The sequence below is a fragment of the Vibrio breoganii genome (assembly GCF_001677275.1).
Classification (GTDB): domain Bacteria; phylum Pseudomonadota; class Gammaproteobacteria; order Enterobacterales; family Vibrionaceae; genus Vibrio; species Vibrio breoganii.
In genome coordinates this window covers 1,298,421-1,321,682 of record NZ_CP016177.1, presented here as the reverse complement: position 1 = coordinate 1,321,682, position 23,262 = coordinate 1,298,421, and the positions used below count along the sequence as shown (strand labels likewise).

The window sequence follows — 23,262 nt, the reverse complement described above, 5'->3', positions numbered from 1 at the left end:
GGCTTTTGCCTCGGTTTTTGTGTATTTAGAGTTCGCGCAATCCCACAATATCGCCTAGCTTTTAACCACTATTACGTTAACGCTGAGGCACATCTCTATGAAGCTCGAATCCAACAAAAAGAACGCCATCGCCTTTTACAAAATGGCCTATCTCGGTAGTCCTAAGCAAGCGGTAGAGCTGTATGTGGGAGATGACTATATACAGCACAACCCGTTAGTTGGGGATGGTAAGCAATCCTTTATCGACTACTTTACTGAAATGCAGCAGCACTACCCTGATAAAGAGATTGAGTTCGTGCGCGCTGTTGCGGAAGGTGACTTAGTGGCCCTACATACCCATCAAACATGGCCTGATGATGACCAGTACGTCACCATGGATTTCTTTCGCTTTGACAGCAATGGAAAGATTGTCGAGCACTGGGACTCAATACAACAAATCCCGAAAGAAAGCCTCAACGACAATACGATGTATTAAGCGAACAATGCGACCCTAGCAAGGGGCCTTTTTTGATCCATCTCTAGGAACCCCACCGCAGTTGATGGAAATTCATACCCCCTTGCGATTTCCCTCCTAAGATTATTATAAGATTCTGAATTGAATCGTATTTCTCATTGCTAATTTATTAAGTTAACTCAGGTTTTATTCCTTAGGCTGAGCTTTGATTACGCACATTGCCAAAGAGGTTTGCTATCCGCATTCGGCAATGGTCTAATAACTGACAACACACTGATATTTGGACATTTTTTATGCACACGGACCAACCCACATTCTTTTTCTTTGATTACGAGACTTGGGGAGTCAGTCCTGCAAAAGATAGACCGTGTCAGTTTGCTGGTGTGCGCACCGATGCCGACCTAAATGTCATTGGAGAGCCGCTAGTCATCTATTGCAGACCCCCTGCAGATTATCTACCCAATCCTGAAGCGGCACTTGTGACCGGTATTACGCCGCAAAAGGCGATGAATGAAGGCTTATCAGAGCCAGAATTCATCACTGCGATTCACAATGAAATGAGTCGCCCAAATACCTGTACCCTTGGCTATAACAGCGTACGCTTTGACGATGAAGTCACCCGCTACACTTGCTATCGTAATTTTATCGAACCTTATGAGTGGAGCTACAAAAACGGCAACTCTAGATGGGATCTACTGGATGTGATGCGCGCCTGTCATGCACTGCGACCGGAAGGGGTAAACTGGCCAGAAAATGATGAAGGCAATACCAGTTTTCGATTAGAGCATTTATCGGTTGCAAACGGCATTGAGCACAGCAACGCCCACGATGCTATGGCCGATGTCTATGCCACGATTGAGATGGCAAAAAAGGTTAAGCAGAGCCAGCCTAAGCTATTTGATTTCTTCTACAAACATAGAGGAAAACAAAAGCTAAACGCCCTTGTGGACATTGTAAACATGACCCCTCTGGTTCACGTATCGGGCATGCTCAGCACTGAGCACCAGAAAACCGCTCTAATTGCTCCTATTGGTTGGACACCGATTAAGGCGTTAATCACCATTGATCTTACTCAAGACATTACGCCGCTAATTGAGCTTTCAGCCGATGAAATCAAAGACAGACTTTATACCAAACGCAGCGACCTTGAAGAGGGTCAGTTGCCTATCCCAGTAAAACTGGTGCATCTTAACAAGTGCCCCATTCTTGCGCCTTTAGGTGTGTTGACTGCTGACGCTATTGAGCGCACGCAGATCGACAAAGAAGAGTGCTTGAGAAAACAGCAGTTGCTGCAGCAACATCCGCAGATTCGAGAAAAACTCGATGCGGTGTTTGCAGAAAATCGAGAGTTTCCAACTAGCCCAAACATCGAAGAGCAGCTGTACAACGGCTTTTTCTCTCCATCAGATAAGGCGCAGATGCGCATTATCCGAGATGCAAAGCCTGAGGTATTAGGTTCTCTTGATATTCAAGTTACAGATCCTCGCATCGCTCCTTTGCTGTTTAACTACCGAGCTCGAAATTTCTTTCATACTCTGACCGATCAAGAGCAGAAGCGATGGCTACTCCACTGTCGTGATAAGTTTGAGCAAGAACTGCCTAATTACATGTTAAACCTAGAAAATCTTGGTGCGCAGCATCAAGGGGATGAGCATAAGATGAAGATCCTCAAGGCCATCTACCACTACGTTGAACAGTTGGTTTCTTAGTTAATGCTCAGCAAGGCATTCTTCTATCTGCTAAGTGCAGGCTTAATTGTCCTTTCGCTTGTTATCGGTGATTGGATACAGGACTTTTTCGCACTCTCTGTACCAGGAAGTGTGATTGGGCTATTGATCTTGTTTCTGGGTTTGGTAAGTGGCGTGGTAAAGCCTCACTGGGTTCAACCTAGCGCCTCACTATTGATCAAGTACATGATCTTACTGTTCATTCCCATCAGTGCAGGCCTAATGAACCACTACCATATGCTGCTAGACAATGCCCTTGCCATCCTGGTGAGTACCGTATTAGGCAGCCTGTTTATCTTGGTTGTCCTCTCTTTAGCGCTGGATAAGCTCTTAGCGGAGGACAAATAATATGTGGTTACTGCTCAGTATTGTTGTCTACTTCATTGCCAGATTTATCGCCAAGAAAGCCCATCACCCGTTGGCGAACCCTTTGCTGATAAGTCTCGCCATTATCATCCCATTCTTGTTGCTTTTTAAGGTGCCTTATCAAACCTATTACCAAGGCAATGAGCTCATTCAACACCTGTTACAACCTGCGGTGGTAGCCCTTGCTTATCCTTTGTATGAGCAGTTAAACGAGATACGTGCAAAGTGGAAGTTAATCCTCACCACCTGCGTTATCGGTAGCCTAGGTGCAATGCTATCCTCGAGTCTTCTCGCTGTGTTGCTTGGTGCCGATTCACAGTTACTCGCCAGCATTATGGGTAAATCCGTGACCACTGCGATAGCGATGCAGGTGTCTGCTGAGCTTGGTGGCGAGCCCGCTGTTGCAGCCATTTTGGTATTGCTGGCTGGATTAACAGGTTCGCTGCTTGCGTATCCTGTGTACCAATTACTAAAGATCAAACACCCTATCGCAAAGGGGCTGACTATGGGCACCGTTAGCCATGCACTTGGCACAGCCACAGCCTTTGAGCACAGTCAAAAGGATGCGGCGTTTAGCTCGCTAGCATTAGTTTTATGTGGCGTTATCACCTCTCTACTGGCGCCCTTTGTAATGACACTCATGCTTAGCCTCAGCTCTTAAGCACTGTTCTATAGCCGATAAGGCTTCAAAATGAACAAACAAACCGCATTCAGTGTGAACGAAACCGTTTACCTCACCGATTAGTCTCCCTATTCGCAATGAGTTGCACTATGCTGTTTGCAATGATTTTTCTAATAGGAACCTGCAATGAGCCAGCGTTTTATTGACCTCTACAAAGACCTTCCAACCGACTACGTAGATGGCTTCAAATCTATCTTTGATTCTCCCTCGTTTGCTGGCGAGATAAGCAATGAGCAGTTTCAAACGCTTAAGCAGATCACCAAGCTCGACGAACAAGAATTGAAGGTCGCTATACTGCCGTTTGCCGCCGCCTACTCTGTCGCGCCTATCTCAAAGTTCTATGTTGGCGCCATTGTTAAAGGGACGTCAGGAAAGCTGTATTTTGGCGCAAACCTTGAATTTGCCGGTGCGCAACTTGGTCAAACGGTACATGCTGAGCAATCTGCTATCAGCCATGCGTGGATGAAAGGCGAAGAAGGTATCTCTGATATCACAATTAACTTCAGCCCTTGCGGTCATTGCCGTCAGTTCATGAATGAACTCTCTACCGCTGAGCATCTTTCTGTACAACTGCCAGAGCGCGATAAAATGACGCTACAGCAGTATTTACCAGAGTCCTTTGGTCCAAAAGACCTAGGTATCGAGTCTGGCTTGATGTCTCCGGTTGATCATGGCTACAGCTTTGCTGAGAATGACCCGCTTCTTGAAAAGGCTATTTACGCGCTCAATCGCAGCCATGCCCCTTACACAAAGGATCACAGTGGCGTGTCTATCAAGACCAAAGATGGCACTCTATTTTGTGGAAGCTACGCAGAAAACGCCGCATTCAACCCTAGCTTACCGCCATTACAGGTAGCACTAGTGCAACTGCAAATGGCTGGCATACCCTTCTCTGAAATAGCTGAAGTAGGTTTAGCTGAAATGAACGAAGGTTCTATTTCGCACCTTGCGGATACGCAAAGCACCATAGAGGCGATTAATCCAGATATCCCTGTCGCTTACGTTGCGATTGGCGAATAATCTCTGCAGAACATCTTTATAATTAAACACCACAGCTTAGTCTGTGGTGTTCTCATAAAAAATTCATCAAAATCGCCATGCAAACGATTGCGCTACGCAAAAATTTGAGTATTATCTGCTGAAAAAAATCATCTTCTTAAAGGAAATACTATGTTGGGTACGGCTACGGCATCAGGTGCAACTAAGGTTTTATTGCTAGGTTCTGGCGAACTGGGTAAAGAAGTGGCCATCGAGTGTCAACGTTTAGGCATCGAAGTGATTGCCTGTGATCGTTATGAAAACGCTCCAGCAATGCAAGTGGCGCATCGAAACTATGTATTGGACATGCTTGACGGTGAAGCACTGGCAAATATTGTTGATAAAGAAAAACCCACCTACATCGTTCCTGAAATCGAAGCCATTGCTACTGATACCTTGGTAGAGCTTGAGAAAAAAGGCACAACGGTTGTTCCTAACGCACGCGCTACGCAACTGACGATGAACCGTGAAGGTATCCGCCGTTTAGCGGCAGAAGAGCTAAACCTAAACACTTCAAACTATCGCTTTGCTGACACGTTTGAAGACTTCAGCTCAGCCGTTACCGAAGTTGGCATGCCTTGTGTGGTAAAGCCAGTAATGAGTTCATCAGGTAAAGGTCAAAGCGTTATCCGCACGCAAGAAGATGTACAAAAAGCGTGGGACTACTCTCAAGAGGGGGGTCGCAGTGGTGAAGGTCGCGTTATCGTTGAAGGCTTCATTGATTTTGACTACGAGATCACCCTACTAACCGTACGCGCTGTCGATGGCGTTCACTTCTGTGCGCCTATTGGTCACCGTCAAGAAGATGGCGACTACCGTGAATCATGGCAGCCACAGCAAATGTCTGATGTTGCGCTTAAAGCGGCAGAGTACGTTGCAGAAGAAATTGTTAACGCGCTGGGTGGCTACGGTCTATTTGGTGTTGAGCTATTCATCAAAGGCGATAAGGTCATCTTTAACGAAGTGTCCCCTCGCCCGCATGATACAGGCATGGTCACCATGATCTCTCAGGATATGTCAGAGTTTGCTTTGCACGTTCGCGCATTCACGGGTAATCCTATCAACAAGGTTCGCCAAACCGGTCCTGCAGCGTCTGCGGTTATCTTAGGTCAAGGCACGTCAAGTAACCTGTCTTATACAGGTATTGAAGATGCGGTGGGCAATCCTGATACGCAGATCAGACTGTTTGGTAAGCCTGATATTGATGGCCGTCGCCGCTTAGGTGTGATTTTGACCCGCGCTAAAGACACAACGCGCGCGGTTGATTCAGCTGTCGATGCAGCCAAGAAGGTTAAGATTCATTACTAATTGAATCACGCTCGATACAAATATAGAAACGCTCGTTTTCTACGTTTCGAGAAATCAAAAAAGAGGTCATAGGACCTCTTTTTTTGTTTTGCGCAAATGGTATGTTATTTAACGTCGTCTTTCTTAAGCTCTTCTACTCGTGCTTTAAGCTTTTGCCCAGGTCTAAACGTGACCACACGACGTGCGGAAATAGGTATATCTTCACCTGTTTTCGGGTTACGACCAGGTCGTTCTTTTTTGTCTCTTAGATCAAAGTTGCCGAAACCAGACAGTTTTACCTGTTCGCCACTTTCAAGTGATTTCCGAATTTCTTCAAAAAACACTTCCACGGTTTCCTTGGCATCCCGTTTACTGTATCCAAGATTTTCAAACAGGTTTTCAGCCAAATCGGCCTTGGTGAGCGCCATAAAACTTTCCTCAAAGCTAGATGAACCATTGCTACGCTAGAGTTTGTCACTCCTAGGCTTCACTTAAATTGAAACCAACGATAGCTCCTAAAATTTGTCTCTACAATCAACTACATATTGATGACTCGATCGAAAGTGTATGCCAAGGTTTTCAGTTTCGCCAACTTTTTTCTAAATAATATTTATAAGAATTAGACACTTAGATAATTCAAGTGTTTTTGCGTTAAATTTTATGAATAAACAAGACTATTTGATGAGTAAAGTTTACAAAAAAGTGAGTTTTATAGAGCAAATTCAGTCACTTGTTCTGCTATCCTATGAATAATAGTTGAGCAAAGTGAACAGGCTCACACGGAACTTTTAAAATTTTGAGTACACTTGTCTAATTAACACCCGCTTGAAAAGGAATTTCATGCCTACATTGCTTCCAATGCCTGCATCAAGGTGCAACCTGTCTATTTCAATTGCTCTCGCACTCTCTAGTATTGGATGCGCAACGCAAGACGAAGTTCAAGATACCGCGCTAATTAATCCTGATATCGCTCGAATCTATTTCAACTCCACAGAAGCTCAACCCGAATACGTTCTTCATGTGTGGAATGATCAAACCTGTGACGGTTATATGGGTGATAATACCGATTGGAAGGCAGGTTTAGAGCCTAGTGGTCAAGACCCCGATTATGGTGTGTATTGGGATCTGCAAATAGATCCCAACGCTGAGTGCGTCAATTTTACTCCGCACCGCTTCAACCCTGATTATCAAACATCCGCTTTAAAACTGCGTTTTTCAGATAATGTAAACGAAGGCGCTAAGGTAGGTTATGTGTTTAAAGATACTAATCGTGTTTTTTATACCCCCTCAACCACACCCCCAGAAACTGCGGTTAGCCTAAAGGGTGCCAACTCTCACTGGATATCACCTTCGCTCATATTAGTTCCCAAAAACACCACTGAAGCGGAGCTGGTCATGTCTACAACCGGTGGCATGAGCATCAATGAAAGAGACAACCTTATAGAAGGTACTGCGACAACGTTAACACTGGCACAGTCTAGCGCCTCAGCTTGGCAACAAGACTATCCTCATCTCACCGATGAGTTTACTGCGTTTGAAATCAAGGAAGGTGATAGCAATACCATTGCCAATATGATCCGCGGCCAAATCTGGTTAGTTTCTTATGCTGACGAGGAAGGTGCTCGGGCACTGAGTTCAGTAACACGAGTGCAGACCGCAGAGCTGTTAGACAGCTTATATGCAGATGAGGCAACCAAGCTCGAATACGGCGCGGTTATTGACCATGAATCGGACACCGCCACATTTAGACTTTGGGCACCTACCGCGCAGCAGGTCAAGCTCATCCCCTTCGATGAAGACTTAAGAGCTCTAACACCTATTTTAATGAGAAGAGACAACGCCTCAGGCAGTTGGCTTGCGGAATATACTGAGTTAGCGCATGGCGACTTTTACCGCTATGAAGTCACCCTGTATCATCCAGAAACCGGTCGAGTAGAAACACTGCAAGTAACCGACCCCTACTCCCTTAGCTTGTCCACCAACTCTCAACACAGCCAAGTGGTGGATCTGGATAGCTCTGAATTAAAACCTGCCGGTTGGGATGAGCTTTCTTCCCCTGTATCTCAGGAAAACCCTGCCAGCTTCATGATCTACGAGACGCATGTTCGCGACTTTTCTGCGCTAGATGAATCCACAACGGACCATTATCGGGGTAAATACCTAGCGTTCACCGAAGGTGATTCAGCGCCTGTAACGCACCTAAAATCGCTCTCAAGACGTGGCGCGACCCACTTGCACCTAATGCCTGTATTTGACTTCGCAACAGTCAACGAAGAGCTTACAGAGCGCGCCGATATTAATGAGTCGTTTAGAAAGCTGTGTCAGATGAACCCCAACCTAATACGCCACCCTAAATTTGGCTTGTATTGTGATGGCGGATTATTTGGCGAAAAGGTGTTAGAGCAATTCTCTCGCGAGGACTCTCTTGAAGCGCCGGTTGTTCAAGAGTTGAGCCGGGCTATTAGTCAAAACGACAGCTACAACTGGGGTTACGATCCCTACCACTATTCAACCCCCGAAGGCTCCTACGCTACCGAAGCCAATGGCATGCAGCGCATTGTCGAGTTTCGTAAGATGATTATGGCTATTAAGTCAGACATCAAGATGAATGTCGTTATGGATGTGGTTTACAACCACACCAATGAATCTGGTATGGCGGACAAGTCGGTACTCGATAAAATTGTACCTAACTACTATCACCGCTTAGATCCTGTCACTGGCGAAGTAGAAGAAAGCACCTGCTGTTCAAACACAGCGCCAGAGCGACAAATGATGGAAAAGCTGATCACAGATTCTGTGGTGGTTTGGGCTAAGGATTACAAGGTAGATGCATTTCGCTGGGACTTGATGGGTCACCATCCAAAATCGCAAATACTCGCCACCCTTGATGCCGCAAAAGAAGTAAACCCTGAGGTGTATTTTTATGGCGAAGGCTGGGACTTTGGCGAAGTGAAAAGCGACAGTCAGTTTCAACAAGCGTCTCAGCTCAATTTATATGGCACCGGCATAGGCACCTTCTCCGATCGCATGCGAGATGCAGTGCGAGGTGGTTCTCCATTTGATAAAGAAGAGCAGATAAGAGCCTCGCAAGGCTTTGGCAATGGCGCGTTTGTTTATCCCAATGAACTAAACAAGGTAGACGAAGCCCAAGCAAAGCACCTAGCCGATATTGTGCGTCTTGGAATGGCGGGCAACTTGAGAGATTTTTCGTTTACCGATAGCCAAGATCGCACCATCAAAGGCTCTGAGTTAGAGTACAACGATGAACCCGCAGGCTACGCCAAGGATGCTTGGGAAATCATAAACTGCGTTGAGAAACACGATAACCAAACCCTATGGGACAATCACCAATACAAAGCGCCATTTGATGCCGACCTTAATACTCGCATCCGAATGCATGCCACCAGCTTAGCCACAGTCATGTATGGGCAAAATGTCGTATTCCATCACATGGGCAGCGAGTTGTTACGCTCCAAATCAATGGAAAGAAACTCGTATGATTCTGGAGATTGGTACAACCGCGTCGACTTTACCAAGCAGTCCAACAACTGGAATGTTGGGCTACCGAGTGCCGATGAAGACGAACAAAATTGGGCGTTGATTGAGAACATCTATAAGAACACAGAAGGCAAGTTAGATGTCTCTCCGCGTGATATCGCCACTATGGAGCGCTTCTTTAAGGAGATGATGGAAATCAGAACCAGTAGCCCACTCTTTACGTTAGGTGACGGCAGAGAAATCAGTCAGCGCATTAAATTCCACAATACTGGCTCAAATCAGCTTCCTGGCTTAATTGTCATGAGCATTGATGACCGAGCGCCGTTTGAAAACCTAGATCCGCAGCGCAAGCGAATTGTAGTGGTGATCAACGCACGCAACGACATTCAAACCATAGATCAATTGAACATGAGCAGCTTTAAGCCTCATCGTTTCCATTCTCAACTTGGCCCCTTCTCGTTAGCAGACGGTACGGAAATGGTTGATGATATGGCGATTGTGCCACCGTGGAGTGCGGTGGTGTTTGAGGAAAGATGAAGCCTTTAGCTGTCAGCTATCAGCTATCAGCTATCAGCCTGTTATACACAAATTTGATTAGCTTCAATAGTTGGCTCTAGGTTGAAATTAACCAACCTAGGCCGAACAAACCGTCGTCCCCGAGCGCCTCTATCGGGGACCTCTTCAGCAACCGTTCTAAGAATCAGATGTCCAACCAGAGTACTGGCCCAGAAAAGCACTCGGACATGACTACTCCCCTAGCCCCTGACTTTTGATCAAGAGATAAACTCGAAGCTTTCAACTATTTGCGTCAATAGTTGATTCTAGGTTTACATTAAACAAACATAGCCCGAAATAAACGTCGTCCCCGAGCGCCTCTATCGGGGACCTCTTCACCAACCGTTCTAACAAACAGATGCCTAACCAGAATGCAGCCCCAGAAAAGCACTCTGACATGACACTCCCCCTAAATCCTGACTTTTGATCAAGAGACAAGCTCGAACCTTTCAACTTCTTTTATTGTATTTCTTCGACGGATCTAATCCTACATAACCGTGTTGGTGATTGGCAAAAACTGCCTTAAATTACCCACATCAACACAACAGTACGGACACAAACGCGCCGTATCAATAGGATATCATCATGAAAAAAACATTAATTGCAGTAGGCCTTCTAACTCTTCTATCTACTGGCGCTATGGCAAAAAACATCGGCCAAGAGCAGCAAAAAATTGACGCTGATATGGCTTCACTAGAAACATCTGTTCCGGTAATGGTTCAGATTGAAAAAGACATCGACACCAATGCTCAACAAATTGAGTACAAAGGTTTCGTTATCTCTGAATACAAAGACATCTACGTGACTCACCACGACGCGAAGAAAATGGGTCTAGAAAAGGTTCATACATTCCACGTATATAACCAACACAACATCGACAAGTTGAGCGCAGATATCGCTAAACACATCGAAAAAGACCAGCCTGACTTCTTCTCTGTTGATCTGTACAAAGATTACTACGGTGACTCTGGCGTATTCCGTTACGTTGCACGCGTGATTGAATACCGTTAATCCTCAAGGCAGGATTAATTTAGAAAGTTCGCCTTTCAAAAAAAACGAGAGCCTATTGGCTCTCGTTTTTGTTTTTGGCAAATTCAAAACCCTACTGTTTTGCAAGCTCCACTCGATAAAGCGGATTGATTGGCTTATCAACAAAGTATGACCACACATGTCTATAAACTGCATGCTGATTGGGAAACGGAGCCAACTCTAGCGCCTCGCTTAAACTGCACCACTTATATTCCGTATGCTCATCATTAAGCTCGACTTCTTGATTGGCAGGACACAGCACAACAAACACAGGGATCAGCTCAATCACGTTCACACTAGCCTCAAAGAACTGCTCTAAAAACTGCGCATTATAAAGATCGGCTACTTGTATTTGAGTTTCTTCATCAAACTCGCGGATGATGGCCTCTACTGCGGTTTCGTTACCCTCAATAGAACCAGCCACATGACACCAAAAGCCCCCCTTCACCCTTTTCATGAGCAACATCTTCGTCTCGCCATCAATCTTTGATAGCGCCACACCAGAAACAATAGAGGTATTTACTGGGATCATAGTCATCCTTAAATTCATTTGCCGTTAGTAAACGACTGTATTTCCTCAGGTGTCAGATATCGCCACTGCCCGACTTCCACATCAAGCGACACCGCACCGATTTTTTCACGATGTAGTGACACTACTTTATTGCCAATAGCAGCAAACATGCGCTTTACCTGATGAAACTTGCCTTCGGTAATCGTTAGTAGCACTTCTTTTTGGCTTATCACCTCCAGCACCGCAGGTAAGGTCAATTTGTCCTCGCCTTGCAAGCTGAGGCCATGGCTAAATTTAGTAGCAGCATCGTCAGCAATAGGACGACTTAGCCCAACGCGGTATACCTTTTCACACTTTTGGGTTGGCGTGGTGATATTAAATGACCAGCGCCCATCGTCGGTGATTAACACCATGCCGGTAGTATCCGCATCCAAACGCCCAGCGATATGAAGCTCAGAAACTCGATCAATAGCGATTTGATTAAACAGCGATGGATAGACTTCATCTTTGTTGGAACAGATAGTGCCTGCGGCCTTGTGCATCAGAATATATCGGAAACTGCGAGCAATGAGCTTTTCACCATTAAGGGTTATTTCATTGTTTTCATGAACTTGAGTCGCTTCGCTGGTAATCGCCTCGCCATTGACGCTGACCGCTCCTTGGTGGATCTGCTCGATGGCTTCAGCTTTGGTGAGTTCGGTACTTTTGCATACAAACCTATCAAGACGCACTGTAGACAACCTTAAAGCGCTCTAAAACCAGTAACATCTCTTGAGTAGGTGTAATCCCCAACTCTTGGCACTCTAAACTAAAGAACTTCCAGTGGGCTTCTCGCCACCAATCTAAGGATTTATCGCCTTCCCCCTCAAGGGCTGCAAACTCAGCGCTAACGTCGCAATATTTGCAGGTATCCACGGAGGTAATTTCGATAATGCAAATAGGCTCACCCTGCCAATCGGTAACAACTTGCAAGTGACCCACAGCGGGCATAGCCTCACCCTCGTGACTGTACCAATACTCCATACTGCACGAGGCGCGCTTTTCGCCGCGTAAAATCAGCTGCGCGCACAGGTTGGCGTTGTACTCATCTGCACAAAAATAATCGGCGCTGAATGAAGTGTATTTATTGGCTATGTCGCTAGGTAAGGACTCTAGATATACATTTAAATAGGATTGGCTTTTCTCATCCATGTTTCGTCATTCTCATAGGTAAAACTCACCTCTTTAGGCGTTGATAGTAATTGTTCCTGACATGTAATCGACTGCATTTCCGGAGAGGAACACTCTGTCATCAACTACCTCACACTGAACCACTCCGGTTCTTTTCGATAGCTGTTTTGCCACTAACTGAGTACGACCAAGCTTTTTCACCCAATAAGGAGCCAACTCACAATGTGCTGAGCCAGTGACGGGGTCTTCGTCCACGTTAAACTTTGGAAAGAAACAACGACTCACGAAATCAACATTCTCCCCAGGTGCGGATACCACAACGCCGCGTAAGCCTAGATTTGAAAGCTTGGTAAAATCAGGTGTCAAAGACGCCACTTGGGATTCATTGTCCAAGATGACCACATAATCAAAATCTGAAAGTGTCTCAACCGGAGTCACGCCCAACGCTGAATGCAATTCGCTGGGTGCATCCGTAGGCTTAATGTCGCTCGCAGGAAAGCTCATGCTATACCCTGTGCCTGATTTCCCCACCAACAATGCGCCACTGATGGTATGAAATGCGATGACCTCATCAGAGTAACCAAGGTGCTGGAACAACACATGAGCAGAGGCTAAAGTCGCATGACCACACAAATCTACCTCTCCGCCCGGCGTGAACCATCGCAGTGAATAACCATTATCCTCGGCAACAAAAAATGCCGTTTCAGACAGGTTGTTCTCTTGGGCAATGTTCTGCAGTAGCTCATCTGAAAGCCACTCATCAAGGGGGCACACTGCTGCGGGGTTACCTTCAAATACATTCTCTGCAAAAGCATCCACCTGATAAATCTTGATTTCCATGCTCTATTGCGCTCCCTTGCAATTAAAAAGTATTTTGATTAACCGATTGATTTTTATGACCTAAGGTCGAATACACTCAACAATATCGGCATTAACATTGAAGTCATTTCCACCCATCTTGCCCACAGTATCGACCAGCTGTTGATTGATCATTCCATCAACATACAAATCATCACGAACGTAAACAGACTTAACGTCTAGCAGAACGATTGTTCCACCAACTGGAAGGTCGCCCAATGAAATAACTTCTCTCAAATGGCACTCATAACGAATTGGGGAATCCTTTACTGACAATGGGCTAACTCTATTACTGGCGGTATGTTCTATATCTGCGTGTTCGAACTCACTCACATCGGCATCCAGAGCAGCACTGGTGCTATTCATTTGTTCCAACAAGCTTGAGCCAACGATATTAACGACGCACTCGCCCGTTTCTCTGAGGTTTTGTAAGGTGTCTTTGTCTATACCGCTTCTTTGGGTCACTTGGGTATAGAGAAGTACAGGCGGGTTACAACTGGCGACGGTAAAAAAGGAATATGGCGCAAGATTATCAATGCCCTCAGCTGAGCGTGTGCTGATCCAAGCAATCGGCCTTGGAGTCACGCCACCATTGAGAAGCCGATATTTATCTTGGCTTTCTAACTCAGAAATATCAAAGTCCATCGTTCATCCTTTAACTGGCACTCATCCATGTGAACCGTAATCCTAGCAAGTTCTGTTCGTTTTGAGGGATATTAAATAATCACCCAGTGATTTTGCGACGCATAACATGCTGCGGGCCCGCTTCGCCACCAAGATAAAGCTCACCCGTATCTTCAAAACCACCCTTTCGATAACACGCAACCGCCGCAGGATTTTTGCAATTCACCGTTAGATAGACAAAGTCATAACTCTGGTAGTGATTGGCAAGATAGTCACCCAAAGCCTCTACTGATTTAGTGCCAAGGCCTTTGCCTTGCTGTCTTTGGTCTAATGCCAAGGTCCGCAAACCAATGCTGTTTTTAGAACAGAAGCTGTACGTAGAGGCATAAGCAGTATCTAGCTTAAAAAAGCCAACAACCAAGCCATGGTGCTTGATCACATGAAGGTGTGTGGTATCACTCCCATCAAGCAAGAAGTCATCGGCAGTAGAAGCAAATCTGACACTTTCATCAGAGAGTTGAATGTCTTTTACAGAAGGGACATACGAGGAATTCAGTCGCTCAATTTCAATCATAAAGCATCCTTGTTATTTGAAATGAGTTACGCACTAGTCAGTCGTCAGCACCGCATTTTTGACACGGTTCGTAAGTTCTCTCACCTTCACTAATGACGATGAAATCATTCACGCATTTCTCACACAGTGCCATTTTTGGGTAGGCGACTTTTTGCTTTTTAGACGAGGTGTCACCTTCAACGGTATAGTATTTTCTCATGTTCTATCTTATTAAGGTTTTGATAATACATAGAATTATAATGGAAAATTGATTGAGATTGCGGATTGATTTTGGGGGTAAACGAGTCGGCACACATATAGAATCCAACTTAAGCTTTGTTAACTGGCTTTTCTAGCGATCACTAAACCGTGGTTACTTGAACCTAAAAGACTAGGTTCATCGCAAGTTTCTAAATGATAATCTAACCAAGTCTGGTATTGAGATGGTGAAAAATTATTAACTCCGCTAGAGATATAACGACCAAAACCATCTGTCGCTGAATGTCCCATAACGATAAACCCGTTGCTTTGTACTAGGTTTTCAATTTCATTTGGAGTAGCAAAGTACCCAACTTTGAAGAAGCTTCCTGCTTTCGAGTTTGAAACCGTTCCGTTTTTACGTAATTCCAATAAAACGTCTGAAGTCACTAGTTCTGGAAATTGCTGTGCGAACATGCCAGCAACAAAGAAACGCGAGATATAAGCTACGGCCATGACCCCATTAGGCTTTAATATTCGTAAAACTTCCTTTATTGCTTGCTCTCTTTCGAGCTGAGTTTTTAAGTGATAAAGAGGCCCAAGAATTACACAAACATCTTGTGAATTGCTTTCAATAAATGAAACATCACATGCATTACCTTCAAACACTTTTAACGTAATATTCTCGGTTTTAGCTTTGGTTTTTAAGATACTAACTTGGTCAGGTGCGAGTTCGACGGCTGTTACATCACACCCAATCTTCGCAAAATTCAAAGAATAACGACCTGTCGCTGCCCCTAACTCGCACACCGATTTACCGCTAGATAAATACGGTGACAATTTATGCATGGTCGTATCAAATTCTATTTGTGCGATGTATTGCCGAGTTAGTCTTTCATCTTCGTTTGCACCAGTATATTGGGCTATCAATTCTTCCATAATCCTTTTGTCAGTAAACGCTTTGTTATACCAATCGTACTAAATAACTGGTCATTCTAGCTGGTAAAATGCTCGATAACTGCGTTAGAATTTTTTATTGTAGAATAACTACTTATCGAAAAACTCTGCCTTGTTCTCGAGCATTTTTTCTGCGCTATTTCTGATCACTTACTTAGTGTGATTGGTATTATAAACGTACTTACGGCGCTTGCTGGACCCATACAACATTTTCATTTGAAGCCGGAACTTCAAACCAAGACCAGAACAAATCTAACATTTCTGGTGTCATCTCATACGACTTGCCATTCAAATCTGAATTGCGGGTAAATGCTCTTTGTTTACATGCATCAAAAGAAACATCTAGGTAATGAACTTCGCCCTCAGCACCAACTTTCGATGCCCAATCTGTAAAAGTATCTCGATCAGCTTTACGCCAAAAACCAAAGTCGAAAATAACAGGTACTCCAAGAGAGAAAAGCTGTAGAGCAGAGTCTTTGAATAGCTCTTGCAAAGTAGCCAAGCGATGATTAAAAACTACCCGCTCCATATGCTCACCATATAAAGGAATCATCCATTCATCTATGGAGAAACGAAAAGCACCATGTTTCTGTGCAAGGGTTTTGGAATAAGTAGTTTTACCTGAACCAATAAAACCGCAGACGAAATAGATCTTGGTCATTGTTCCTCTTCTGCTTATAACGCCTGGTTAAGGTGCCATGCCCAAAGATGACCACCTCGCTAACCATCCTTTTGAATTTACACGATTTTCAAACACTTCTCGTGACCTTTTCGGATTATGTGTGACGCAGTAATCAAACAGTGACTCATAGCCAAAAGCTGAAATGCATTCGTATGTTTCAGGAGCAATTTGTCGGATAGCAATCGCGGTTTCTTTCTCTGGCCAGTAACTCATGGCATCCAGTGAACTGGTATAGGGAACATCACCATTTCGAGTATGCATCACAGCTTGATTTCGCACTTGCCAGTTAATTTGCGGCATTTGCTGTTTAAGCTGAGATTCATAAGAAAAGTGAACATTGAGATCTTGCTCATTAAGGTCAAAATAGATCACATCAACGTCATTCAATGGCGTGGTTATCTCAAATCCATGTAACGAATCCCACACAAGGTTTCGGACAAAACCTGCGGCAATATAACATTGAGGTAAACCAAGTTGAGAAACGCAGTTTAAGGCTTCAACTCTAATTGGGTCTTGTTTTACTAGTTCTACGATTCTGTCCATTTTGTCTTGTGCCCTAACCGCAAGCAAAAACACCTAGCGTTTGAGATCTGATTGGGCGACTTGAAAGTCGCTTACTTTCCACTTTCAAAGTGGGCAAAAACTTCTGCACCCGTCATATTTTGAGTTTGGTTTTTTAATTCGTAATATTCTGGCTTTTCATCAATGAATATTTGATGGGTTAGCTTAAAATTTTCGTCTGGGTTCAATAAGCCAACAGGAAGGTGATACTCATTACTTGGAACTAAAAAGTAAAACAAGTGGGTGCCGCATTTACCGCAGAATCCTCTTTCTGCCCAGTCTGACGACTGATACCTAACAACATTTGATTCACCTGAAATTTTAATTGAATCTGCACAATCAATCGCTAACATTGGCCCGCCAGACCAATTTCTACACATACTACAATGACAAGCCGCCAATTCATTGCTGGCGTACTCAACTTCCAACTGAACCGAGCCGCATAGACACTTCCCTTTACCGTTCATAGATCCCCCAAACCTTTGAAATGTGTGTGAAAGTTTATTATTAGCTAACGCCGTATAAAGGTATGAGCGGCGCTTGCCTATACTTGGAGCGAAGAGAAAACAACAAGCGTTGCGAGTCACTTTTAAGTGCTTTGTTAGTTGCGTATTTTTCCAAGTAATCTCGACTAGTATAGAGCGCTATTTGAACTCAATTTTGGCTGCAACATCACCCCAATTAAAGTGTCCATATTCCACAAAGCCAAGACTTTGATAAAAGTTTCTGGCAACTTGGTTGCTCTCACTATAACCAATATGGATTGCCTTAGGATTTTTGGCTCGAATTTCTTCTAAGACTTTATTCATCATTAGACGTCCATACCCTTTACCTTGGTGGTTTCTATCCGTCATTACGCGAAAAATATAGTACTCATTAGGCCGAGGCACTGGTGCCCAATCAGCGTTAAGCCATTCACTGTACATTAAAAAGCCCACAATCTGGCCCTTAACTACTACGACTCTTGGTTGATAGTCCTTATTAACTGCTGCTTGAGCCATGGATAAAACATTGTCAGACACTAGGCCTATTTGTGTTTCATCTAACTTCAAGTTAACAACTTTACGTAAATTGTCTTTGGTAACTTGTACTAATTTCATTTATTAGTCTCATAACTCGAGCTGAACAAATAACGCCCGCTTAAGTTGTGAGTAACGCTACCCCCACCTAAACCATTGTGCCGTAAACACTAAAGCTAATTCAAAGCAAAAATGCCGAGCGTTACGAATCTGCTTAAATTTATTGTTGAACGAAGCCGCTCTGCGGCAGAAAACCCAGCCCAATCCATACTCTTCATCGGCATTCTCATTCCGAGAATGTTCAAATGGAGAGCATCATTATGAACACCCAAGACCAACAACGCTTCGACATCCTGTATAAACAACATCTTACCAACCTCACCCTGCAAGGCAAACGCCCTGCGACTATCGATGCCTATTCCCGTGCGGTGCGTCGCATCAGTGCATTTTTTGACTGCGCTCCCGACACGCTTACCACACAACAGCTGAAACGCTACTTCGCGTCACTCATCCAAACCCACTCTTGGAGTACCGTGAAACTTGACCGCAACGGCCTACAGTTTTTCTATCGCTACACACTGAATAAGCAATGGGAATGGCTCGATATCGTCAAACCCCCTCAGGTCAAAAGACTGCCAGATATCCTTACGCCAGTGCAGGTGGGACTGCTCATCAGCATGACGAGGCAACAGCGCTACCAAGTGTTCTTTTTGACGCTTTATACCCTGGGGCTTCGCCTTGGCGAGGCGCTTAATCTGACTGTTCACGATATTGACGCCAGTGCCATGACCGTTCACATTCGAGAAGGAAAAGGCGGCAAAGACCGCGTACTTCCTCTGCCTAAGAGAACCTTGCACGCCCTGCGCGGGCACTGGTGCACGCATCATCACCCAAAATGGCTGTTTCCTGGTATCGGATCCAAAGCCGATAACCCCATGGACAGAGGTGGGATTCAAAAAGCCATGAAAGGGATCTTAAAAGACTGCCACATTCAATTAGCCATCACGCCCCATACGCTCAGGCATTGCTTCGCCACTCATTTGCTAGAGCAAGGACTCGATTTGCGCTCCCTACAACATTTGCTTGGGCACGGCAGCCTCAATACTACCGCAAGATACACCCAGCTCACCGAACCAAAGCAGAAACAAGCCGCACACGCGCTAAATCAACTGGCCGAGCAATTGGTCGTGCTGTGGGAGGTTGCATGATGAGCGCCTTTATCGACGTACTTAAGCACCACCAAAACGCCTTCGAACAGCGTTATGCTGACCGACTCACACCCGAAATCAGACGTGCGATCCACGCAATGCTCCGCTGTAAAACAACACATCAAGGGCAGTCGCAATGGTACTGCCAGCACTGTCACCACGATGACAGACTGCCCTTATCCTGTGGCCATCGACACTGCCCACAATGCCAACATCGCACCACCACAGACTGGCTCGAGCGACAAAAACGCAAGTTGTTGCCTGTCCACTATTACATGGTGACCTTTACCGTGCCGTACGAGCTCAGAGGGTTAGCACAAACGGATCCCAAAGCGCTTTATCAAACCATGTTTAAGGTTGCATCAGGTGTGCTAAAGGACTTTGCTGTGCGTGCTCAAGTGGGGCAACAAGGTTTTACCTCGGTGCTGCATACCCACAATCGTAAGCGCGACCTGCACCCTCATCTGCATGTCGTGGTGGCCGCAGGGGGCTATGACGCAGCAAAGCGCACTTGGTATAAAGGTAAGAAAGGCTACCTGTTTAATGCGTTCGCACTGGCGAAAGTATGGCGAGCTAGGCTGCTTGAAGCGCTCGCTCATGACGCTCACCTTCATCTGCCAACGGGTACCCCTGCCCAATGGGTCGTGGACTGCCGAAAGGTCGGCTACGGCCTGCCTGCACTGAAGTATCTGTCACGCTATCTTTACCGAGGTGTTTTGCCTGACAAAGACATCCTCGAGATCTCAGAGACGGCAGTCACTTTCCGTTACCAAGACAGTCAAACACAGTGTACCGAAACCCGCTCGTTACCTGTGCTCGAGTTCCTGTGGCTTATCTTGCAGCACGTGCTGCCCAAAGGGCTGCAACGGGTTCGAGACTATGGATTTATGCATGGCAATGCGAGGCGGTTAAGGCTGGCTATCTTACTCTTGCTGGCACCACAGTGGATCGGTCCGATGCCAACGTCGCTCCCTGTGCACAGCAAAGCCGTACGAACGTGCCCTTGTTGCGAGCACGAAATGGTGTGCGTTGGGATCACCCGACCGAGCTAGCCAGCTGACGAGCCGAAAGGTGCTCGCTTATAAGGATAATGGTGCAATGAACACCGCGGAGGTCTAACACGTAAAAGAGACACAGGACAACTATCGGCTTGGGCAGATCGTCAATGAGCGGCTCAATGGCTTCGTTCGGCTTGAAGACGCGAGGGGAGCCTAAACCCCTCTTGCTCAGACTGAGCAAATTACTAATAAAGGTGTCACCGTGACGGGCTTGTTCAACAACCAGATAAAGTGTCGGCTGGGCGACACTGATCCTTATTTGTTAGATTTTTTATGCAATCTTCTTGTAATGCGCTTTTTGATGCCACTCATAGTATCGTTTACTGCCTTCCCAATTTGGGACTGTGTTACCTACTAACTGATCGATCAACGACTGAACCCTAGAAGTTAACCCCTTTCTTTTTGCCTGTGTTATTTCGCCCTCTATTACAACGACATAGCCTTTTTCAAAGAAATCATCACACCCTGTTTTACACATGAGAGTAGCAATATTATCAAAGTCTAGTTTTTCAAAATCTTCACATTTTGAACGCTTTTTGATGTGGGCTGCAACAAGTAAATCAAATGGAAACTCTTCACCACACAGGGAGCATTTCGCCACTTTCTTGCCTTTTAACAGGTGTGCGCGAAGGTAGGTTTGCTCTTTTCTTATCTTTGCTACTGAGTCAGATTCCAAGTCTCGTTCACGAATTGAAGCAGGCAAATGCTCGGATGGGACAAGGGAACGAACAGCAGAGTTTGAAATATTCGAAGACACGATAAGTGAAGGAGCATTTGGTATTGCATTGTTCGACATTCTTGCGCCATAACCAGTTTCAACCAAAGTCGCTAACTCTTCTATTGTATCGACTCGGACATAATCCTCTTCAAATCGAGACAAGCTCGCCACATACCTGCCATCTTCTTTATGCTTGTGCGGAAATAAAGGCGTGCCTTTAAATTCCCCACGAGATACTTCGGCTTGTAATTTAGTCATGATGCCTCCCAAAAAATCTAACGCCGCATTAAGGTGTGAGCAACGCGACCACGAAACTTAACCTTACCACCATAAACACGAAACCCAACGATGGAATGAGAAATGCCAAGCGTTGCGAATCACTCTTAAATGCTTTGTTAGCCATTATTGATTGTCGTGGTTCTGATTGTAGCATTGTGCCAAAAGCCACCTTGATACGAGCGAGCCAACCATAAAAATGAAATACATGCCGAAATGCTAAGAAAAATAACACCAACATAAAACCAATTTATATCTGCATTTCGGTTGAATTCAGGTAAGGAGTAATACACCAAGATACCCCAGAGTAGCGAGACATAAAGGCTAATCAACTGGTTTATTTTGGAAACAGACAGTGGAGAGGGACCTGTTAGCCAATGCCGCAAGTGCTCGAGTTTTCCAGTTGGCTTACCACGAGTAAGGACAACTTTGTATAGTGGACCAGATACTTTGTCTTCGAGCATGTCTACATGCTTTTCCCAGTTTTCTTGCCAATGATTACTGCCACGATTTACACAAAACCAAGCGAAAGAAAATACAAACCCGACACATGAAAGTACAACCGATAGATCGATTTTGTTCTCAATACTTGATGCTTGAACTGCGATAAAACCAGCTAATGTTGCACCAATAAACGTCCAAAAGTAGGTTGCTCTCTTCCAATACAACTCTATTTCAAATTTTCTAGTATCAAGAGCTCTATCCAAAGCCTGTCTTGTTACACATTTATTATCCAAAAAATCAGCTTGATACTGTTCCTGAGAATAATCACTTTGAGGCATACAATCTCCTATGATGGCTAACGCCAAGCTAACGTGCACAAAACCTTGGCTACACTTTGCGTAGCAAAAATGCCAAGCGTTTTGGGTCACCGTTGAGCGCCTTGTTAGTATTCTGTTCTCAGAATGGTATGTCATCGTCGAAATCTACAGGAATTGATAGTTTCTGAGGTTGACCCCAAACTTGTTGTGGTTGTGGTTTTAGCTGCTGTTTACTTAAACACTTATTGCACCCCTTTGACGTATCTTTACCGATGTCTTTCTTCGTCAAGTGAGAACCACAAATATTGCACTCTGGAATTTGGAAAAGTTCAGAACCACAGCCACCACAAAAACGCGTATCGGCTATTGGATATCCACACATGCATTGATAAACGAGTTCACTACCACACGAAGTACAATGAATATCAATACAGTTTTCAATGAAATTAGCCCCTTTATAATAACCGCTAGGTGACCAATCGGCATCGGGGCACTTCAGATTATTACATAGCGCTTTACTTGGAGAAGTAACAGCGAAGTGTCCTGCACCTGAAAAACTCTTTAGCTCCCTCAGCATGTCTTCAATATTTTGATAACGGTCTTTAACATTATGTTCTGCAGCTTTACAGATTAGCTTACGTAAAGCGTAGGGTATGGATAACTCTGGTTTATCTAACGCCTTTAATGAAGGTGTACCTGTAAGTAACTTGCACAAGGTCAAACCCAAGGAATAGATGTCTGTTCGACAATCTACATTCTTCATATCCTCATTTTGCTCAGGAGAAATATACTCAGCTGAACCTAAGCGATCGCCGGTTCTTGTCGCTCTAGTAAAATTTGGATTACCTGATGGAGCAAAACCAATCGAAAAGTCAATGAGATAAGCATGACCAGCCGAAGACAGCATAATGTTAGAAGGCTTTATATCTCGATGAATGATACCTTTTGAATGCACAAGTGACAGTGCATCAAGAATTTGAGTCCCGACATTGGTAACTTGACGATGTTCTAGCACTCCGTTTTTTTGAATGTAATCCTCTAAATTTGTGCCATCAATGTATTCCATTACAATATATGGAATAGAGTTTTCCTGATGTGGGATTTCACCATGAGTAATTACATAAGGTATTGCCGGGTGTTGGGCTTCAGCCAAAATAAACGCTTCTCGTTTGAACTTTTTCTTAAGCTCAGTGTTATTTCGATTGAAGACACTATCAAAAAACTTTACTGCAACAAACCTAGCTAGAGAGGTCTGCTTGGCTTTTTTTGTTTTACCAGAAAGTCCACTTCCGATATCACCAAGTAACTCAAAACCTTGGCGCTTCAAATGACTAGAATATACGTCCAATATTTACCTCCGTACATTTGAGAATACTAACAGCTTATTAGTGAGAAGTTCTACTTCGTAACCGTTCAGCACAACAACCCCTAATAGTAACTATCTGATATTAATACCTAATATATCATTATAT

26 protein-coding genes are annotated in these 23,262 nt (G+C 44.7%); 10 read left to right on the top strand and 16 right to left on the bottom strand.

Annotated features, from left to right (window positions below):
• Positions 1–97 precede the first annotated feature (97 nt).
• The 6 genes from A6E01_RS06215 to purT all read left to right on the top strand — a co-directional run bounded on the left by A6E01_RS06215 (position 98) and on the right by purT (position 5,575).
• On the top strand, positions 98–475 hold the full coding sequence (locus A6E01_RS06215) for a nuclear transport factor 2 family protein (protein WP_017027227.1): 378 nt from the start codon (positions 98–100) through the stop codon (positions 473–475).
• Positions 476–747: 272 nt separating this feature from the next.
• Positions 748–2,163, top strand: coding sequence for an exodeoxyribonuclease I (gene sbcB / locus A6E01_RS06210; protein WP_065209831.1), 1,416 nt, complete (start codon positions 748–750; stop codon positions 2,161–2,163).
• Positions 2,164–2,166: 3 nt separating this feature from the next.
• Positions 2,167–2,529, top strand: a complete 363-nt coding sequence (locus A6E01_RS06205) for a CidA/LrgA family protein (protein ID WP_065209830.1) — start codon at positions 2,167–2,169, stop codon at positions 2,527–2,529.
• Position 2,530: 1 nt separating this feature from the next.
• Positions 2,531–3,208, top strand: a complete 678-nt coding sequence (locus tag A6E01_RS06200; protein ID WP_065209829.1) for a CidB/LrgB family autolysis modulator — start codon at positions 2,531–2,533, stop codon at positions 3,206–3,208.
• A gap of 147 nt (positions 3,209–3,355) precedes the next feature.
• Positions 3,356–4,249 carry a cytidine deaminase gene (gene cdd, locus A6E01_RS06195; RefSeq protein WP_065209828.1) on the top strand — a complete coding sequence of 298 codons (894 nt, stop codon included), beginning with the start codon at positions 3,356–3,358 and terminating at the stop codon, positions 4,247–4,249.
• Between the two features lie 150 nt (positions 4,250–4,399).
• Positions 4,400–5,575 (top strand): formate-dependent phosphoribosylglycinamide formyltransferase, encoded by a 1,176-nt coding sequence (gene purT, locus A6E01_RS06190; protein ID WP_065209827.1) that lies wholly within the window; start codon positions 4,400–4,402, stop codon positions 5,573–5,575.
• A gap of 104 nt (positions 5,576–5,679) precedes the next feature.
• Here the strand turns inward: purT and ihfA are convergent, their stop codons facing one another.
• Entirely contained in the window at positions 5,680–5,982 is a 303-nt protein-coding gene (ihfA, locus tag A6E01_RS06185) for an integration host factor subunit alpha (protein ID WP_017027221.1), read from the bottom strand.
• A gap of 412 nt (positions 5,983–6,394) precedes the next feature.
• Between ihfA and pulA the strand changes: the two genes are divergently transcribed.
• Positions 6,395–9,589, top strand: a complete 3,195-nt coding sequence (gene pulA, locus A6E01_RS06180; RefSeq protein WP_065209826.1) for a pullulanase-type alpha-1,6-glucosidase — start codon at positions 6,395–6,397, stop codon at positions 9,587–9,589.
• A 603-nt stretch (positions 9,590–10,192) separates the two neighbouring features.
• Positions 10,193–10,618 carry a hypothetical protein gene (locus A6E01_RS06175; protein ID WP_065209825.1) on the top strand — a complete coding sequence of 142 codons (426 nt, stop codon included), beginning with the start codon at positions 10,193–10,195 and terminating at the stop codon, positions 10,616–10,618.
• Positions 10,619–10,709: 91 nt separating this feature from the next.
• Here A6E01_RS06175 and A6E01_RS06170 read toward each other — a convergent pair whose 3' ends face one another.
• From A6E01_RS06170 to A6E01_RS06120, 12 genes are all read right to left on the bottom strand, one after another.
• Positions 10,710–11,168 (bottom strand): NUDIX hydrolase, encoded by a 459-nt coding sequence (locus A6E01_RS06170; protein WP_065209824.1) that lies wholly within the window; start codon positions 11,166–11,168, stop codon positions 10,710–10,712.
• A 14-nt stretch (positions 11,169–11,182) separates the two neighbouring features.
• Positions 11,183–11,878, bottom strand: coding sequence for a pseudouridine synthase (locus A6E01_RS06165; protein ID WP_065209823.1), 696 nt, complete (start codon positions 11,876–11,878; stop codon positions 11,183–11,185).
• Positions 11,868–12,338 carry an ASCH domain-containing protein gene (locus A6E01_RS06160; protein ID WP_065209822.1) on the bottom strand — a complete coding sequence of 157 codons (471 nt, stop codon included), beginning with the start codon at positions 12,336–12,338 and terminating at the stop codon, positions 11,868–11,870. The genes A6E01_RS06165 and A6E01_RS06160 overlap by 11 nt, the downstream gene beginning before the upstream one ends.
• A 33-nt stretch (positions 12,339–12,371) precedes the next feature.
• Positions 12,372–13,157, bottom strand: a complete 786-nt coding sequence (locus A6E01_RS06155) for a PhzF family phenazine biosynthesis protein (protein ID WP_065209821.1) — start codon at positions 13,155–13,157, stop codon at positions 12,372–12,374.
• A gap of 60 nt (positions 13,158–13,217) precedes the next feature.
• The gene (locus A6E01_RS06150; protein WP_065209820.1) at positions 13,218–13,820 is read right to left on the bottom strand and encodes a flavin reductase family protein; all 603 of its coding nucleotides are present in this window, start codon (positions 13,818–13,820) and stop codon (positions 13,218–13,220) included.
• Between the two features lie 79 nt (positions 13,821–13,899).
• Positions 13,900–14,373 carry a GNAT family N-acetyltransferase gene (locus A6E01_RS06145; protein ID WP_065209819.1) on the bottom strand — a complete coding sequence of 158 codons (474 nt, stop codon included), beginning with the start codon at positions 14,371–14,373 and terminating at the stop codon, positions 13,900–13,902.
• A gap of 37 nt (positions 14,374–14,410) precedes the next feature.
• Entirely contained in the window at positions 14,411–14,572 is a 162-nt protein-coding gene (locus A6E01_RS21415) for a hypothetical protein (RefSeq protein ID WP_017027212.1), read from the bottom strand.
• A 119-nt stretch (positions 14,573–14,691) separates the two neighbouring features.
• A complete protein-coding gene (locus tag A6E01_RS06140) occupies positions 14,692–15,489 on the bottom strand; it encodes a class I SAM-dependent methyltransferase (RefSeq protein WP_065209818.1) in 798 nt (265 codons plus the stop codon).
• A 199-nt stretch (positions 15,490–15,688) separates the two neighbouring features.
• A complete protein-coding gene (locus tag A6E01_RS06135) occupies positions 15,689–16,168 on the bottom strand; it encodes a P-loop nucleotide/nucleoside kinase family protein (protein WP_065209817.1) in 480 nt (159 codons plus the stop codon).
• 27 nt (positions 16,169–16,195) lie between these two features.
• Positions 16,196–16,732 (bottom strand): nucleotidyltransferase family protein, encoded by a 537-nt coding sequence (locus tag A6E01_RS06130; protein ID WP_065209816.1) that lies wholly within the window; start codon positions 16,730–16,732, stop codon positions 16,196–16,198.
• A 71-nt stretch (positions 16,733–16,803) separates the two neighbouring features.
• Entirely contained in the window at positions 16,804–17,217 is a 414-nt protein-coding gene (locus tag A6E01_RS06125; RefSeq protein WP_026026067.1) for a GFA family protein, read from the bottom strand.
• Positions 17,218–17,394: 177 nt separating this feature from the next.
• Positions 17,395–17,850, bottom strand: a complete 456-nt coding sequence (locus A6E01_RS06120) for a GNAT family N-acetyltransferase (RefSeq protein WP_065209815.1) — start codon at positions 17,848–17,850, stop codon at positions 17,395–17,397.
• Between the two features lie 239 nt (positions 17,851–18,089).
• Here A6E01_RS06120 and A6E01_RS06115 point away from each other — a divergent pair, with 239 nt between their 5' ends.
• A complete protein-coding gene (locus tag A6E01_RS06115) occupies positions 18,090–18,977 on the top strand; it encodes a tyrosine-type recombinase/integrase (RefSeq protein WP_017030971.1) in 888 nt (295 codons plus the stop codon).
• Positions 18,977–20,029, top strand: coding sequence for an IS91 family transposase (locus A6E01_RS06110; protein WP_065210350.1), 1,053 nt, complete (start codon positions 18,977–18,979; stop codon positions 20,027–20,029). Before A6E01_RS06115 ends, A6E01_RS06110 begins: the two co-directional genes overlap by 1 nt.
• A 277-nt stretch (positions 20,030–20,306) precedes the next feature.
• Here A6E01_RS06110 and A6E01_RS06105 read toward each other — a convergent pair whose 3' ends face one another.
• From A6E01_RS06105 to A6E01_RS06095, 3 genes are all read right to left on the bottom strand, one after another.
• Entirely contained in the window at positions 20,307–21,011 is a 705-nt protein-coding gene (locus A6E01_RS06105) for a hypothetical protein (protein ID WP_065209814.1), read from the bottom strand.
• Between the two features lie 137 nt (positions 21,012–21,148).
• Positions 21,149–21,811: a RipA family octameric membrane protein gene (locus A6E01_RS06100; protein WP_065209813.1), complete on the bottom strand. Its 663-nt coding sequence runs from the start codon at positions 21,809–21,811 to the stop codon at positions 21,149–21,151.
• A 118-nt stretch (positions 21,812–21,929) separates the two neighbouring features.
• Positions 21,930–23,138, bottom strand: coding sequence for a serine/threonine-protein kinase (locus tag A6E01_RS06095; RefSeq protein ID WP_065209812.1), 1,209 nt, complete (start codon positions 23,136–23,138; stop codon positions 21,930–21,932).
• Positions 23,139–23,262 lie beyond the last annotated feature (124 nt).